The organism is Petrotoga mexicana DSM 14811, assembly GCF_002895565.1.
Taxonomy (GTDB): Bacteria; Thermotogota; Thermotogae; order Petrotogales; family Petrotogaceae; genus Petrotoga; species Petrotoga mexicana.
The window spans coordinates 41603-58384 of record NZ_AZRN01000014.1; the positions used below are offsets into that span (position 1 = coordinate 41603).

13 protein-coding genes are annotated in these 16782 nt (G+C 32.1%); 8 read left to right on the top strand and 5 right to left on the bottom strand.

From position 1 onward, the window contains the following. Positions 1–5: 5 nt before the first annotated feature. The 8 genes from polA to rny all read left to right on the top strand — a co-directional run bounded on the left by polA (position 6) and on the right by rny (position 10000). Complete coding sequence (gene polA / locus X927_RS04790; protein WP_103076965.1) at positions 6–2696, top strand: DNA polymerase I; 2691 nt, start codon at positions 6–8, stop codon at positions 2694–2696. 449 nt (positions 2697–3145) lie between these two features. Then, a complete protein-coding gene (gene iscB / locus X927_RS04795) occupies positions 3146–4420 on the top strand; it encodes an RNA-guided endonuclease IscB (protein ID WP_103076966.1) in 1275 nt (424 codons plus the stop codon). A 31-nt stretch (positions 4421–4451) separates the two neighbouring features. Then, positions 4452–5789, top strand: a complete 1338-nt coding sequence (gene rimO / locus X927_RS04800) for a 30S ribosomal protein S12 methylthiotransferase RimO (protein WP_103076967.1) — start codon at positions 4452–4454, stop codon at positions 5787–5789. Further along, positions 5758–6267, top strand: a complete 510-nt coding sequence (pgsA, locus tag X927_RS04805) for a CDP-diacylglycerol--glycerol-3-phosphate 3-phosphatidyltransferase (RefSeq protein ID WP_103076968.1) — start codon at positions 5758–5760, stop codon at positions 6265–6267. Before rimO ends, pgsA begins: the two co-directional genes overlap by 32 nt. Before the next feature lie 21 nt (positions 6268–6288). Beyond that, positions 6289–6897: an RNA 2',3'-cyclic phosphodiesterase gene (gene thpR / locus X927_RS04810; protein ID WP_103076969.1), complete on the top strand. Its 609-nt coding sequence runs from the start codon at positions 6289–6291 to the stop codon at positions 6895–6897. Beyond that, positions 6890–7996 (top strand): recombinase RecA, encoded by a 1107-nt coding sequence (gene recA / locus X927_RS04815; RefSeq protein ID WP_103076970.1) that lies wholly within the window; start codon positions 6890–6892, stop codon positions 7994–7996. Before thpR ends, recA begins: the two co-directional genes overlap by 8 nt. Next, positions 7974–8444 (top strand): regulatory protein RecX, encoded by a 471-nt coding sequence (locus tag X927_RS04820; RefSeq protein ID WP_103076971.1) that lies wholly within the window; start codon positions 7974–7976, stop codon positions 8442–8444. The genes recA and X927_RS04820 overlap by 23 nt, the downstream gene beginning before the upstream one ends. Positions 8445–8452: 8 nt before the next feature. Then, positions 8453–10000: a ribonuclease Y gene (gene rny / locus X927_RS04825; RefSeq protein WP_425440364.1), complete on the top strand. Its 1548-nt coding sequence runs from the start codon at positions 8453–8455 to the stop codon at positions 9998–10000. A 341-nt stretch (positions 10001–10341) separates the two neighbouring features. On the opposite strand, the gene X927_RS04830 is transcribed toward rny, so the two are convergent. The 5 genes from X927_RS04830 to X927_RS04850 form a co-directional block, all read right to left on the bottom strand. Next, positions 10342–13476 (bottom strand): AAA family ATPase, encoded by a 3135-nt coding sequence (locus X927_RS04830; RefSeq protein WP_103076973.1) that lies wholly within the window; start codon positions 13474–13476, stop codon positions 10342–10344. Then, complete coding sequence (locus X927_RS04835; protein ID WP_103076974.1) at positions 13473–14597, bottom strand: exonuclease SbcCD subunit D; 1125 nt, start codon at positions 14595–14597, stop codon at positions 13473–13475. The genes X927_RS04830 and X927_RS04835 overlap by 4 nt, the downstream gene beginning before the upstream one ends. Before the next feature lie 57 nt (positions 14598–14654). Further along, a complete protein-coding gene (locus X927_RS04840) occupies positions 14655–15161 on the bottom strand; it encodes a ferritin-like domain-containing protein (protein ID WP_103076975.1) in 507 nt (168 codons plus the stop codon). A 90-nt stretch (positions 15162–15251) separates the two neighbouring features. Then, complete coding sequence (locus X927_RS04845; protein ID WP_103076976.1) at positions 15252–15839, bottom strand: DUF7847 domain-containing protein; 588 nt, start codon at positions 15837–15839, stop codon at positions 15252–15254. A 30-nt stretch (positions 15840–15869) separates the two neighbouring features. Further along, complete coding sequence (locus X927_RS04850; RefSeq protein WP_103076977.1) at positions 15870–16772, bottom strand: cation diffusion facilitator family transporter; 903 nt, start codon at positions 16770–16772, stop codon at positions 15870–15872. Positions 16773–16782: the final 10 nt, after the last annotated feature.

Below are 16782 nucleotides of genomic sequence, written 5' to 3' on the forward strand. Positions count from 1 at the left end.
TTCACATGGCAAATTTATACTTAATAGACGGCTCAGGAATAGCATATAGAGCCTTTTTTGCGTTGGGAGACTGGATGAACACTTCTGATGGTTTGCCAACAAACGCCATCTACGGAGTAGCTCGAATGCTTTTAAAGTTACTCAAAGAATACGTTAAAAAAGGCGAAGATTCAATAATATTTGTTATGGACAAAAAAACCACTACTTATAGAAACGAATTATTAAAAACCTATAAGGCCCAAAGACCAGAAACACCTGAAAAATATATACAACAGATCCCATACATATACGAACTGGTGGAAAAATTGGGCGTAAAATTAGTTGCTATGGATAATTATGAAGCCGACGATGTCATAGCCACAATAGTTTCAAAAAAGAAAAGAAACTACGATAATGTTTATATAATCACATCGGATAAAGATATGATGCAACTTGTTAAGGATAACGTATATATCTTAAGACCAGAACAAGGAATAACAGAAATGGTAAAATACGATGCACACGAAGTGGAAAAAAAGATGGGGGTTCCTCCAGAAAAAATCGCTGATTTGCTAGCTTTAATGGGGGATAGTTCCGACAACATTCCTGGAGTAAAAGGCATTGGAATAAAAACGGCTCAAAAATTATTGCAGGATTACAAGGATTTAGATGATCTGTATCAACATTTGGATGAGATAAAAGGTTCTACAAAAAACAAACTAAAAAACGAAAAAGAAACCGCATATCTGAGTAAAAAATTAGTCCAATTGATGGTAGACGCACCAATAGAAGAAATATTTGAAGATAAAGAAATTATATATCAAGGATTCAGAGACGATTTACGAGATTTTCTCAAAAAATTGGAGTTTAATTCAATATTGAAAGAGTTAGATGTACCTGATAAATCAAGTAACTCAGCTAAAGCGGCAACAAAAACAAAAGCAGAAAAAAAAGACTACTCAGCAAAAGGCAAGTATTACGAATATAACGCACAAAATTACAAAGAACTATTAAAAACCTTAGAGAAATATGAAATAATATCTTTTGACCTTGAAACTTCTTCCCTTGATCCATATCAAGCAGATATAGTGGGAATCGCTTTAAGCTGCAACCCGTTTGAAGGATATTTTTTGTATCTATACAAAGAAAAAGATAGATGGGAAATAGCTAAGGAGATAGTCAATCTTTTAAACAATAAAAAGGTCATTGGCCAAAATTTAAAGTACGATATGACGGTTTTGAAAGTAAACGGAATTGAATTAAGTAAAGTATATTTTGACAGTATGATAGCTGCTTATTTGTTAAACCCGGATAGCAGAAGGTTCAATATGGATGATCTTGCCAAAGAATATTTGGATTATAAAACAACTAAATACAAAGAAGTTATGGGAAAAGACATCAAACTGTTAACCCTTGGAGACATCGATAAGAAAAAGGTTGTTGAGTACGCTGCAGAAGACGCAGATATTGCTTATCGATTATTTGAAGTATTAAAGCCCAAACTAGAAGAATTTGAACTAATTGAATTGTTTGAAAAAATCGAAATGTCAACTATAAATGTGTTATCAGAAATGGAAATGAATGGTGTGTATTTTGATTTAAAAGAGCTTAAAAAATTAGAAGAAGAATATAACAAAAAGCTAAGCTCGTTAATGTATGAAATGAAAAAAATCGTCGGTTATGAGTTCAATCCAAATTCACCAAAACAAGTTCGAGAACTACTCTTTGAAAACTTAGGATTGAAGGGGAAAAGAAAAACTAAGAGTGGATCATATTCAACAGATGCAGATTCTTTAGAAGCTCTAAGAGATGAGCATCCCATAATAGAAAAACTCTTAGAATATAGGAAATACCAAAAGCTTCTTTCTACATACATAATTGCTATACCAAAATTAGTTAACAAAAAAACTGGTAGGGTTCATACATCTTTCAACCAAACGGGAACAGCCACCGGTAGATTAAGTAGTAGCGAACCGAATCTTCAAAATCTCCCCATACGAGAAGAAGATGGAGAAAGAATTAGAAACACCGTCAAGGCACAAAAAGACGATTATGTTTTACTCAGTGCCGATTATTCACAAATTGAATTGCGAGTTTTAGCTCATCTATCTAACGATGAAACTTTAATACATGCTTTTAATAACGATGAAGATATACATGCTTTAACAGCAGCTGCAATATTCGGTGTAAACATCGACAATGTAGACTACAACATGAGAAGAGTGGGAAAAGTAGTTAATTTTTCCCTGGTGTATGGATCATCTCCGTATGGACTAGCCGAGAATTTAAAAATATCCGTAGAAGATGCCAAAGATTTTATGGAAAAATACTTTAAAACTTACCAAAAAGTCAAAGAATATCAAGAATCAAGCTTAAAGGCTGCAATGCAAAAAGGTTATGTTGAAACTATATTTGGAAGGAAAAGATTTTTGAAAAACATAAAAACAGGCAAATCTGAGTTGAAACGAATAGCCATAAACACCCCTATCCAAGGTACTGCAGCCGATATTATGAAATTGGCTATGATCAATTTATACAAAAAACTTCCAAAAGAAGCAAAATTGATACTTCAGGTACACGACGAAGTTGTAATAGAATTACCTAAAGAAATCGTAGAAGAAACCAAAAAAACGGTTCAAGATTGTATGGAAAATGCTGTTAAATTAAAAATACCTTTAAAAGTTGATATCAGTGTCGGTAAAAATTGGCAAAAATGATAATGATAATTATAATTATGTATATCTAAATTATTAAAATTTTTTCATTTTTTAAAGAAAATCTGATATAATCTAAATAACTAATTAGACGTTTATAGATATAAAGAAGGTGGGAGCGGGGCGAAGGAGCGCTGTATAATTAGATTTTAAAGGTAGTATATAATAAAATCATCGGAGGAATCGAGTCAACTACCCACCGTCTAAAGACGGGGACTTGTGATGAACAAGCCTTAGTTGACTACCCTCAGCCATGATAAACGGGCTTCCGCCTCTTAAGGAAGATCATTGGGCTACGTTATATAGGTCATAACACCTTCGGATGTTTCTCCTGGTCCGTCGCTCTGTTGTTTAGTTTTAAACAATCCTGAGGGGTAGGGATAGTGAGCTAAACGTAAAAAGCCTATATAACATTGGGGAAGGAGAAGAACTCCATTAAGGAGGCACACTTTATGTTAGTGTACGTTTTAAACAAACATGGGAAACCTCTTATGCCTTGTAAACCTTCAAAGGCAAGAAAATTACTTAAAGAGGAAAAAGCCAAGGTTATTAGAAAAGAACCTTTTACCATTCAGCTCCTCTATGGTAGTAGCGGTTATAAACAACCTATTACTTTAGGAGTAGATGCGGGAAGTAAAACTGTAGGCTTGTCTGCTACTACTGAAAATAAGGAACTTTTTGCAGCAGAGGTTGAACTAAGGGACGATATACCTAAACTTATATCTCAAAAACGACAGTATCGTAGAGATAGACGTTTCAGAAAAACAAGGTATAGGAAACCACGCTTTTTAAATCGTGTCCACAGTAAGAACAAAGGATGGCTTGCACCGTCGGTAGAACATAAAATAAAATCGCACATTAAACTGATTGATCTAGTTCACAGTTTGCTTCCTGTTACAAAAATTGTAGTAGAAGTTGCAAGTTTCGATATACAAAAGATTAAGAATCCTAATATTGAAGGCAAACAATACCAACAAGGGGAACAATTAGATTTTTGGAATGTAAGGGAATATGTTCTATGGAGAGATAACTACACCTGTCAACACTGCAAAGGCAAAACCAAAGATAAAAGACTCAATATTCACCACATCGAAAGTAGACAAATAGGTGGAGATGCACCCAATAATTTAATTACATTGTGCGAAACATGCCATAAGGATTACCACGATGGAAAGATTAAATTGAATTTTAAAAGAGGACAAAAGTTTAAAGATGCTACATTTATGGGTATTATGAGATGGACTTTATACAATAGATTAAAAACACTATACCCTAACATTCATCTAACTTATGGATATATCACTAAAAATACAAGAATACAAAATGGTTTACCTAAAACACATAGAATAGACGCTTTATGTATTAGTGGTCATCCTCAAGCAAAACAATTAGAGCATTATTATCACATTAAAGAAGTTAGACGACACAATAGACAAATACACAAAGCTAACATTCTAAAGGGAGGAATAAGAAAACTTAACCAAGCACCTTATCTAGTACATGGTTTTAGATTGTTTGATAAAGTAAAATACAATGGTATTAAATGTTTCATATATGGAAGACGTTCAACTGGATACTTTGATATAAGAAAAGTTGATGGCACAGTAATTCATAGAAGTGCAAAAAGCAAAGATTTAATCTTAGTAAGCAAAACTAAAACTCTATTATGGGAAAGGAGAGAAAATTCTGCATTCCTCTCACCACTGAACCGGGCTTCCGCCTCTTAAGGAAATGGTGAGTCTCCTGCAGATATTTTTCATGAAAAAGTTTCACATAGTAAAATTAGGTTGTCCAAAAAACGATGCAGATATGGAAATATTCAAAGGGTTGCTCCAAAGCAAAGGACACAAATACGAAAGTAACCCTCAATTTGCTGATTACATATTCATAGATACATGTGGTTTCATCGAAGAAGCTAAAAAAGAAAGCATCGAAGCTATATTTGAATATGCCTCCTTAAAAGATAATAACAAAAATCTAAAAGTTATACCAATAGGTTGCTTAGCTCAACGGTATTTTGATGATATTCTTAAAGATATCCCTGAAATTGATGGATTATTTGGTGTGTTGTCTCCAAAAACCATAGTTGAAAAAGTTGAAAATGGTCAATATTTTTTTAAAAATGATATTCCTGAAACTCTGTACGATTGTAAAATTAGAGCGATTCCAGACTCACACTACGCATACGTAAAAATTGGGGATGGGTGTAGTAGAAATTGTGCCTTTTGTTCTATACCCACGTTCAAAGGAAAACCAAAAAGCAGAAGTATCGAAGAAATAAACGAAGAAGTAGAATTTTTGGTATCCAAAGGTGTAAAAGAAATCATTCTCGTATCCCAAGATAATACATTGTACGGCATAGATAATTACCAAAAGCAGGCACTACCAGATTTACTAGACAAACTTAACAATATAAAAGGAAGATTTTGGATCAGGGTTATGTACTTACATCCGGATTTCTTAAGTGAAGACATCATAGAAAGCATACATAGAAATGAAAAAGTATTAAATTATTTCGATGTACCAATTCAACATATCTCTGATAAAATTTTGCAAAGTATGGGCAGACATAAGAAAAGAAATGAGTTAATGAAACTATTTGAGAAAATCAGAAAAGAACCATCTGCTATAAGAACCACGTTAATGGTAGGGTTCCCCGGAGAAAAAGCTGAAGATTTTGAAGAGTTACTCGATTTCGTGAAAGAAATAAAATTTGAACGAATGGGGAGCTTTAAATTCTCAAAAGAAGAAAATACCAAGTCATTCACATTGCCAGAACAAATTGATGAACAAATTAAGAAACAAAGGCAAAATGAACTAATGACTGTTCAAAGTGAAATTTCTAAAAACATCATGGAAAAATATATAGGTAAAACTTTAGAAGTTCTTTTGGAAGAGAAAGAAGATAACGTTTATATCGGAAGAAGCTATTTAGACGCTCCAGAAATTGATGGAAATATATATATAAAAAATTACGGTGACAAAGAACTATCTTTAGGGAATTTCGTCAAAGCAAGAATTACTGGCTCATACGAATATGATCTGGAAGGAGAAATCGTTGAATATGAACATACCAAATTTGTTGAGCTTTTCTAGGATAATACTAGCCATTCCAATATTTATTTTAACTATTTTTGGAGAACCGTTTTATATCGTAGCCTTGGTTTTATTTATTATAGCTTCTTTAACTGATTGGTTAGACGGTTATGTTGCCAGAAGAACAGGGCAGGTTACCGATATCGGCAAATTTTTTGACCAAATATCTGACAAAATACTTATAAATTCCGTTTTTATTGCAATGTTAGGTGTTGGGATTTTGCCTGCATGGTTTGTAGCAATAATTGTATCAAGAGACACCTTTGTGAGTGGTTTAAGGATGGCAGCTGCAAACAAAAACATCGTTGTTCCTGCTGATAAGTTTGGTAAACTAAAAACCGTCTTAGAAATTGCTTTAATCATTGTAATATACTTGATGCTTTGGAATTTTTTAGTTAATGCTTTGATCTATTTGACTGTTATAATTAGTCTATTATCAGGGGTAAATTATACTATAAAAACCGCTAAGCAATTTTAATAAAGAAAGGAGTCCTAGTATATGACACAGCTAAAAAATACAAATAGCTACAACACCGATAAATTAAGGTCCTTCATCGCTATCGAAACTAATGAAAAATTAGAAGGGTTAGTAAATGATTTAATCGAAAGGTTTCAAAGGATGGGATTTAAAGCCAATTGGACAAAAGCAAAAAATGTCCATTTAACATTGTTTTTCCTTGGGGATCAAAAAATGGAAAAGATAGCTCAGTTGGCTTATAAAATCGGTGAAAGAATATCCGGATTCCCCACGTTTCATTTTAATATCCATAAAATGGGATTCTTTGAAAACGATTCTGAACCAAAGGTGTTATGGCTGGGAATACAAGAAGATAATACCTTAATTGGTTTGTATGAAGAAATAAAAAAGGTACTAAAGATTTCAGAATTAGAGGTTAAAGATACCAACTTTTTACCTCATATTACAGTCGGAAGGGTTAAATCGTTCCCTAACCATTGGAAAGAACTAATTAATTCTGTAACTTTTGATCAAATCCAAGTATACGTAAATTCTATCGGTATATACTCTTCTGAACTAACAAGGAAAGGCCCAATATATAAAAAACTTTACACGGTTGACTTTGAAGGAGGCGTCATCATTAATGGCTAAAAATGATTCTAAAGATACAAATAAAGAAGAATTGTTAGAGAAACTTGTTAAAGAGTTAGAAAAAAATCATGGAACAGGATCGGTCATGATAATGGGCAAGGGATTGGATAACAGCAATATATCCGTTGTACCAAGTGGATGTTTATCGCTAGACATAGCTTTGGGTGTTGGCGGGTATCCAAGGGGAAGAATTGTAGAAATATTTGGAAACGAATCATCGGGTAAAACTACACTAGCTCTTCATTCCTTAGCGGAAGTCCAAAAATTGAACGGTATAGCTGCATTTGTTGATGCCGAACATGCTTTAGATGTTGAATATGCTAAAAAGCTAGGCGTAGATGTCGACAAATTGATAGTTTCACAACCAGATTATGGTGAACAAGCCCTTGAAATTGTAGATTCTTTGATCAGATCTAACATAGTAGACTTAATAGTGGTAGACTCTGTAGCCGCTCTGGTACCGAAAGCAGAAATAGAAGGAGCTATGGGAGACTCTCACATGGGACTCCAAGCAAGGCTAATGTCTCAAGCTCTAAGAAAACTAGCTGGGAGTATAAGTAAATCCAAATCTATAGTAATATTTATAAACCAGGTAAGGATGAAAATTGGTGTAGTGTACGGTAACCCAGAAACTACTACAGGAGGAATTGCACTAAAATTTTATTCTACGATCAGGGTAGAGGTAAGAAAAGGTAGTGCAATAAGAGAAGGAAAAGATCAGATAGGAAATGAAACAACCTTAAAAATCGTAAAAAATAAGGTTGCCCCACCCTTCAAACAAGCAAATGTGGACATGATCTTTGGACGAGGCATCGCAAAAGAAAACGATATCTTTAACCTAGCTGTAGAGGAAGATTTAATTCAAAGAAAAGGAGCTTGGTTCTCTTATATCAACGAAAATGGTGAAGAAGTCAGTTTAGGACAGGGTAAAACCAATTCAATTAGTTATCTCATGGAAAACCCTGAAATACTTGATTATTTAGAATATACTATTCGCAAGAAGCACAATTTAATTATTCCCGATTATCTGATTGAAAAGTTCGAATCTAACTCGTCAAAGAGCAAAAAAGAGAAAAATGAAGAAACACAAAAAAATTAATCCAAAAGATGAAAAAGCAGCTGAAAAATCTGCATTGAATTTAATAAAGTATCGTGCCAGATCAGAAAAAGAACTCTCGGACCGTCTAAAAGAAAAAGGCTTTGACGAAGAAGTTATTGATAAAGTTATAGAAAAATGCAAGAAGAGTGGTTTGATAGATGACAAACTTTTTGCGTATTTATATACATATGACAAGTTAACTCTAGACAAAAAAGGCCCCATGTTTATACAACATGAATTAAAACGTTTGGGAGTAGATGAAAGATTGATTTTTGAGGCCCTTGAGAAAGTCAAAAACGAAGTAGATATAAATGTAATTGCCTTAGAATTGGCAAAAAATTATTATGAAAGAAAACAGGACGTTCTCAAAACTAAAGCTTACTTGTATAGAAGAGGTTTTGAGCCAGACATTATAAACTCTGTTATTGAAAACTTAAGAGGTGATTAAAATTGGAAATTTTGGTATATATAATTATAGGAGCAGCAATATTTATCTTATCTCTGCTTGTTGGAATTAATATTGGAAACAAAAGGGTTATTTCTACATTAAAAACAAAAAAAGAAGAATTGGAAGTTGAAATAAAAAACAAACAAAAAGAAATAGATAAGATATTAAAAAAAGCAGAAGAAGAAGCTAAGGCATTAAAACAAAAAGAATTACTAGAGGCAAAAGAAGAGATACATAAACTTAGACAACAATTTGATTTAGAAGCAAAGCAACAAAGAGAAGAACTTAAAACCAACGAAGAAAGATTAATAAGAAAGGAAGAAAGTTTATCAAAAAAAGAAGAAAACTTAGAAAAACTGAAAGAAAAATTGGAAGCTCAACACGAAAATGTCCAAAAATTAGAGAAAGAATTAGAGACGAAATTAAATGAAATTGCAAAAATGACTGAAGAAGAAGCACGCCAAATAGTAATAAACGAAGCAAGAGATAAGTATGAAAGAGAAATTGCCCAAAAGTTCAAAGAAATAAAAGATTATTACGAAGAAGAGTCAAAAAAATATGCCAGATGGGTTATCACTACCGCTATTCAAAGATATGCATCAGATGTTACCAGCGAAATAACAACCTCAACTGTATCCTTGCCTACAGATGACATGAAAGGAAGGATAATTGGTAGAGAGGGAAGAAACATCAGAACCTTTGAAAAACTCACAGGAGCCGATTTAATAATCGATGATACACCAGAAATAGTTGTTGTATCCTCGTTCAACCCATTAAGACGAGAGATAGCAAAAAGAACACTTGAAATGCTTGTAGCTGATGGAAGAATACATCCTGCTAGAATAGAAGAGCTCTATGAGAAATCAAAAAACGAAATCCAAGAATACATAAAAGAAGTAGGAAAAGAAGCGGTAATGAGAGTAGGTATAAAACAGCCACACCTTGAAATAATTAAACTTCTAGGTAGATTAAAATTTAGAACCAGTTATGGACAAGATGTATTGGAACATTCAATAGAGGTAGCGCAATTTGCTGGAATGATGGCAAGCGAATTAGGATTGAACGTTGAACTAGCTAAAAGAGCGGCTTTATTCCATGATTTAGGAAAAGCTGTTGATCATGAAGTTGAAGGATCACACGCTATTGTTGGAGGGCAAATTGCTAAGAGATACGGAGAAAAATTAGAAGTAGTTAATGCGATACAGTATCACCATAACGAAGTTGACCCGATGACACCCGAAGCTGTTTTAGTTGCTGCAAGTGATGCGTTATCGGCATCCAGACCTGGTGCACGTAAAGAAACATTGGAAAATTACATTCGAAGAATCGAGCAACTTGAGGAAATCGCAAAATCATTCAGATACGTAGATAAAGCTTATGCAATACAAGCAGGAAGAGAATTGAGAATAATAGTTCAACCAGATAAAGTTGAAGATGAAATCGCAGAAAAATTGGCGCACGATATATCTGTTCAAATAGAGGAAAAGGTTCAATATCCTGGAGTAATCAAAGTAACCGTAATTAGAGAAAAAAGAAGCGTAGCTTATGCAAGTTAGAAATCAGTTAATATCTTAGGGGTTTATCCCCCTAAGATATTATTTTTATAATAAAATCAGGTGTTGATTATGACAGATTTTGAACCATCTGGGTACTTAATGAAAAAACGCTTTTTTCATTTATTCAAGCCTGTTTTAGAATTCTTATGCTTTTGTAACTGTCAAATTCAGGACAAAATATTAGATATAAGTTATTTCTAATTCTTAATTAATCTATTTTTGATAACTGTTTTAATCAACCAAAGAGGAATTTAAGTGAGATGGCAAAGAGGTCAGACACTACTCCAAACACAGTTTTAATCAACCAAAGAGGAATTTAAATGGAAAAGCTGGCAGCTAATTTAAAAGAAGGAGAACCTTGTCTGTATGTAGCTGCCATTTTTTCCTGGTATTACCTCGATTTTTGAATTAATTCTTTCTTTCAATTCACTTACATGAGATATTATACCCACCATTCTTCCTGAGCTATTTAACTCTGTTAATACTTCGATTGCACTATCAAGAGAGTTTGTGTCAAGGCTGCCGAATCCTTCGTCTATAAAAATCGTATCTAAAGATATTCCACCAGATTGAGTCTGCACCACATCGGCTAATCCTAAAGCAAGGGCTAGTGCAGCTTTAAAACTTTCTCCTCCTGAAAGTGTTTTTATTTCTCTTTCTTTTCCAGTGTAAATATCAAAAACCATGATTTCTAAGCCTTCACTCTTTCTTGCATCAAGTACCTTAGAAGATCTATGCAGCTGATATCTTCCATCTGTTAATTTATTTAATCTTAGATTCGCTTGAGATAATATTTCTTCAAAATAATAGGCTAGTACGTATTTACTAAGACTGATCCTTGTGTTGTTATCTCCTTTGCTGACATCTCTTAAGTTCTTTATATTTGAGTATTCTTTTTCTTGTTTTTCTATTTCTTTTATTATGGTTTCCAAATTAGTTTTTGTGGCTTTAAGCTGTTTTATTTCATATTCTAAATTCGTTTCATTTTTGATTAATTCTTCAATTTCCTTTTGTAATTGCACTATTTCATTATTTAAAGGTGTTTCATCAATTATTTTTAGATTTTTAGTGGATTCTTCTAAATCAATGAGAAGAGTCTGCTTATTCTTTAATTCTTCTTTATACTTTTGAACTTCATCCTCTAAACTTTCTATTAAGTTAATTTGTTCTTTTATTCTTTGATATTCTTGTTGGTTCTCAAATCCCATTTTTTCTATCATTTGATCGAATTTTTGTTCAGCATTTTTTACTTGGTCCTCTAATTTAATTATATCTTCGGTTAAAGTTTTTATTGTTCCTTTTGAAGAATTTATTATTTCTGCGATTCTGTTAGCTTCTTCTCTTTTTTGTTCGTAAGTGTTTTTGATACCTTGGATAAATTTTCTTTTTTCTTGTATTTCGCTTATTATCCCATTTTCGGTTTTGTCTTCTAATTGTTCTTTAAGATTTGTAATTTTAGTTGCTACTTCTATAATTTCTGATTTCGATTCATCTATTATTTTTCTCAACTTTTCTCTTTGTTCTTCTAACTCTCTAATTTCTTCTTTGATCTTTTTATTATCGTTTTTCAATGATTTGACTTTGTTGTATATTTTTATTTTTTCTTCGTATTCTTGTTTTTGCTGGTCTAATCTATCTTTAAGCATTTTTATTAAATTTTGTATATGAGTGTGTATATTCTGACTTTTTTGGGGAATTTGGAGTTCTTCACAAATTCTTTTGTATTCCGATTTAAATAAAGATACCTCTTGTGAATATTTGGTTGATACGTCTTCATAATTTTTTAGTATCGTTACCTTTTTTTTCTCTTTTTCATTTAATTTTTGATTGATTTCCTCTAGGTCTTTTTCTGTTATTAATTTTCCACTACTTTTGGCAGGAGAAGGGTGAAAGATAGATCCACAAACGGGACATGGTTCTCCTTCTTTTAGATTGGACGCGAGATGGTATGCCTGTGATTTTATAAAATCGGTAGTCTTTTTGCTTTGTTCTTCTCTTAAGTATTGTATTTCAATCTCCATTTCTTCTTTTTCTTTTTTTACTTTCTGATAATCCTTGTGTAAGACTACCAATTCTGAGTATTTTTTAGATAATTCGTTGGCTGCATATAATAATTTTTCATTTGTGCTAATTTCGTTTTTAAGTATTTCTACGTTTATATCTTCGTTTTCCGATATATATTTTTCGTTTTGTTCCAATTTTTTTTGAGCTTTTGAAAGCTTCTCATCTTTTTCTTGGGTTTCTCTAACCTTTTCATCATAAAGTTTCTTTTTTGTATTGAATTCTTTAATTAAATTTTTGTACTCAACGTATTTGTCTAATTTTTGATTGAGATCTTCAATTTCTTTTTCAACAGCGGATATCTTTTGATATTGCTTTTCAATTTCTGGTAATTTTTCGTCTATTCGTTGCTTTTCTTCCATACTTTTATCTAATATACTTTGTTGATTTTTGAGTTGGTTCTTTTTTTCGTTTAATTCTTTCAAATATTCTATGTATCTTTCTTCGTATGGAAGGATTTCTTTTGCCTTTTTTAACCTATTAAGAAGCTCTTCTTTTTCTTGAATATACTCAGAATTTTGTTGGAGTTCTTCGATCTCTTTTTTAAGGGTTTCTTTCTTTTCAATTAGTTCATTTGCCTTTTTTATATTTTCAAGATCCGTATTTAGTTTTTGTAGTTTGTCTTGTTTTTGAGATTTTTGTTTTTCGGTTTCTTCCTTATAAATCTCTCTTTTTCTAATTTCCTTTGTTAATTGATCAATTAGATTTTCAGGGTCAATATTTTCTTCTTTCAACAATTGATTGTATTCTTCTGATTCAAGGTTTATTGTTTCTAGTATGTTTTTGATTCTTTGTTGTTGGGCCTTTAATCCTTTTTCTATATTTTTAAAAATCTCGTCTATTTTTTGTTCGAAACGCTCATATATACTTATGTCAAATATCTTCTTAAAGATCTCTGCTCTCTCGTTTGAATTGGCTGTTATAAACTTTCTGAATTCTCCCTGGGGAATCATTACTATTTGTTTGAATTGTTCATAGTTCAAACCTAAATATTCTTCCACCTTACTATTTACTTTTTTAACCCCGGTTTCATGTAGTATCAGTTGACCATTTTGATATATCTTTATACTAGCTTGACTATTTTGCTTCGTGGTCCCTTCACCATCTTTTTTTGATCTTTCGTAAGAAGGGGTTCTTGAGATTTCAATTATTTTATCTTTGAATTGAAATTCAAATTCCACGTATGTGTCGGTCTTTTCATCTGCAAAATGAGACCTGGCTATCGCATCTCCTCTTTCGCCCATCGAACCATTCCCGTATAAAGCATAACAGATTGCATCGAAAATCGTAGTTTTTCCTGCACCTGTTGGGCCTGTAATTAAGAACAAAGTATCGTTTCTTAATTTGTTAAAATTTATTTCTTGCTCTTCTAAAAAAGGGCCAAAGGCCTGGAATTTTAATTTTATTGGTTTCATTTTTCTTCACCACTTGCTTTTTGGAGATCGTTGAAAATACTTGTCACTATCTGTTTTTCCTCAAAAGAGAGTACTTGGTTTTTGACTTCTTTGTAAAACAATTCGAAAAGATCTACGGGGGATATTTTCTTTATATTATAATCCCTTGTTTTTATTTCATCATTCGTTTTTAAATTAGGAAAATCAAGAGATAGAACATTTGGAAATTTTGCTCTCAGCTTGTTTATGGCATCATAAACAGGCTTGGTATTTTTTAATATTATTTGAAGATAATCATTCGAACTCTCTATTTTCATTATGTCATCAAAATATCCTCTTATTATTTTCATATCTTTAGCCGTGTTGAAGCTCAATTTTTCAACTTTTATATTTCCTTTTTCTTTTATTTCTACTAAGTTCATTCCTTTTATATGGCCTGCTTCACTGAAGGAGTACTTTAAAAGAGAACCAGAGTAATAACTATTTTTGATCTTTTGAGGTCTGTGGAGATGTCCGAGGGCAACGTAATCAAATTTTTCAAAGATGTCTGGATCCACATATTCGCTTCCTCCAATGGATAGAGGCCTTTCAGATTCGCTATTCAATCCACCCATTATGTATTCGTGGGCTATCAATACGTTTCTTTCATCTTCATCCAAATCGATACTATTAATGTAATGCTTTAAAAGCTTGATTTTATTCTCAAAATTTATTTCAAGTATATCACTAGCTTTTTGAAGGTCAACATATGGAAGCATAAAAAAATTAACAGGACCATATTCGTCATTAAAAGTGATTTTTTTGACTTCTTTTTTTAAAGTACCTTCGATATGAAGATTCATGTTAGAAAGTATACCATTCAAGAACTCAAGTCTCTCATCGCTATCGTGATTTCCTGAAATTATGAGTGTGGGGATTTTTAATTCGAGTACAATTTTAGAAAGTACTTCGTTCAATAGATTAACTGCCTCTGAAGGAGGGATGCCTCTATCGTATAAATCCCCTGCTATCAATAATACATCCGGTGGAGTTTTTGATAAATATGCCAAAAATTTGTCTAAAATAAATTTTTGATCTAAGGTCATATAGTTTGAATATATTATCTTTCCAAGATGCCAATCCGCAGTATGAATAAATTTCATAGTTACCTCCAAATTCTAAAAAAGGGATGCAAATTGCATCCCTAATCTTTCGATTTTTCAATACAATGGTTCGACATCCATGTGTTCCCAATAATCTTTGGATAATTTTTGATAGAGTGTATAAATTCTATCTCTATGTTCTTTTTCCCATTCGGCTAGATGATTCAGTATCTTTTTTAACTCTTCGTCTTCAACGCTTTCGGCAGCTTTGCTATAGAAATTCATGAAATCTTCTTCGATAAGATACGCCATTCTTAATACAGGAATATCGGATTTTACAACAGTAAAATCACCTTGGTAAGCTATTTCTTGGGTAGCTCTTTTGGAAAAAGATTGGCCGATATCGGTAGGTTGTGAGAAATGTGCATAATCATGACTTTTTACATCTTTTATCAGACTACTTATATAATCTGCGTGATCTTTCTCCATATTACTTAATTCTTTAAAGGTTTCCTTAACCTGTTGAATCTTAACCGTGTTTGCCTTTGATTCGTAAAATTGCATTCCTTCTAATTCCTTTGATAAAGCATATTCTAATATACCAAGAGCCTTTTTTTCATTCAAAGAAAACACCTCCAAATATTTATTTTGATACTATCTTTAGTATCTTTAACATTTGATTTAAAACACCTTTGCCACACAGTCAACAAGCAACTATTTTGAATACTCTACATAAATGTAAGGTAAAAGTATATACTCTAAAATAATTGATAAGTAAAGTCCAACAATAGGGATCATTCCCAAAAGAAAAATAACAAGTAAAAGTAGAAATATTTGTAAAAAGTTTTCTCCTTTAAAAACGAAAGAATAACTCTTTTTCAGAGAATCGGTAACTGAAAGTTTGTCAATCACCAATGCACACGGAGAAAAAATTAAGAAAAGGGCTAATATTAATCCGGGGATAACATAAGCTAAAGTTCCGAGAGATATTAGAAAACCTACCACAATAGAGAGCACGATTATCTCTAATAGAAGCTGATTAATTTGAGAGAAACTTTTTTTCAGATCAATTTCTTCCCCTTTTTTATATTGATCAAATAAAATAGTTATCCAAGCGATGAAAAACATCGTGGTTATACCTATGATGATTGATGATACCAAATTAGCTAAAGGTCCCATAAATCTTACAACATCAAAAAGTAAAGTAAGTATAATCCCTATAAAGACTGGTATGAGCATGGCAGGATTTTTACCAACTATTTTAAATGGTTCGGTAAAAACATCACCTAGATTTATTCTCACGCATATTCCCCCCTCCAATTTTGAAGAGACTCATGTAACTTTTTCTTCTTCCAAACATCTATTTTTTTCAAACTGCAAAGTGGTATGATTGATTTCAAATTCTTCTTTTAAAACTTTGTTTAATTCATCTATACAATCATCTAAATCATACTTATTTTGGTCCAAACTTTCTTGAAGTCTTATATGGGCTTCCATATATTTGTCTTTTCCATCGGTTGTCCAAATGTGGATATGGTGAACATCTTTTACGAAATCAAATTTTTCCAACTTTGTTTTTATTTTTTCGATTTCGATATCAGTTGGAGTTCCTTGCAAGAGTATATTTATAGTATCCTTCATTAGTGGTATACTTTCCACAAATATATACCCGCTTATCATTAGAGTAAAAATAGCATCAATGATATAAAGTTTTTGATAAATGATCAAAAATGCCCCAATAATTACAAATATAGATGAAAAGGTATCACTAAGGATATGAACAAAAGTAGCTCTGACATTTAGATTTGTTTTTGAACCAGAATGCAGTAAATATGCGGTTGCTAAATTTCCTGCTAACCCAATAAAAGCAACTGTTAGCATTATGTTACCTTGTATGATTGATGGATTTGATAATTTATTTATACCTTCAATAAGTAAATAAACAGCGATAACCATTAATATTTCTGTATTTACAAAAGCAGCAAGTGTTTCTACCCTTTTATAACCGTATGTCCTTTTTGAGTCTCGTTTCTTTTTTGATAAAACCCTTGCAATATAACTTATAAGGATTGCAGTAGTATCGTTAAGATTATGTATGGCATCGGATAATAAAGCTAAACTATTAGAAAAAATTCCACCCAATATCTCTGCTATAGTTATTCCAAAATTCAGTATAACAGAAAGAAGAAGTCTAAAATTCAGATTACTTTCTTTTTCTTCATGATTTAGATCCATAAAACCATCC

What these genes read in the sequence shown, in the direction of transcription:
- rimO (WP_103076967.1), top strand. Translation starts at nt 4,452, where the DNA reads ATGAAAAAGTTTCACATAGTAAAATTAGGTTGTCCAAAAAACGATGCA.
- X927_RS04850 (WP_103076977.1), bottom strand. Translation starts at nt 16,772, where the DNA reads ATGGATCTAAATCATGAAGAAAAAGAAAGTAATCTGAATTTTAGACTT.
- pgsA (WP_103076968.1), top strand. Translation starts at nt 5,758, where the DNA reads ATGAACATACCAAATTTGTTGAGCTTTTCTAGGATAATACTAGCCATT.
- thpR (WP_103076969.1), top strand. Translation starts at nt 6,289, where the DNA reads ATGACACAGCTAAAAAATACAAATAGCTACAACACCGATAAATTAAGG.
- X927_RS04835 (WP_103076974.1), bottom strand. Translation starts at nt 14,597, where the DNA reads ATGAAATTTATTCATACTGCGGATTGGCATCTTGGAAAGATAATATAT.
- iscB (WP_103076966.1), top strand. Translation starts at nt 3,146, where the DNA reads ATGTTAGTGTACGTTTTAAACAAACATGGGAAACCTCTTATGCCTTGT.
- recA (WP_103076970.1), top strand. Translation starts at nt 6,890, where the DNA reads ATGGCTAAAAATGATTCTAAAGATACAAATAAAGAAGAATTGTTAGAG.
- X927_RS04820 (WP_103076971.1), top strand. Translation starts at nt 7,974, where the DNA reads ATGAAGAAACACAAAAAAATTAATCCAAAAGATGAAAAAGCAGCTGAA.
- X927_RS04830 (WP_103076973.1), bottom strand. Translation starts at nt 13,476, where the DNA reads ATGAAACCAATAAAATTAAAATTCCAGGCCTTTGGCCCTTTTTTAGAA.
- polA (WP_103076965.1), top strand. Translation starts at nt 6, where the DNA reads ATGGCAAATTTATACTTAATAGACGGCTCAGGAATAGCATATAGAGCC.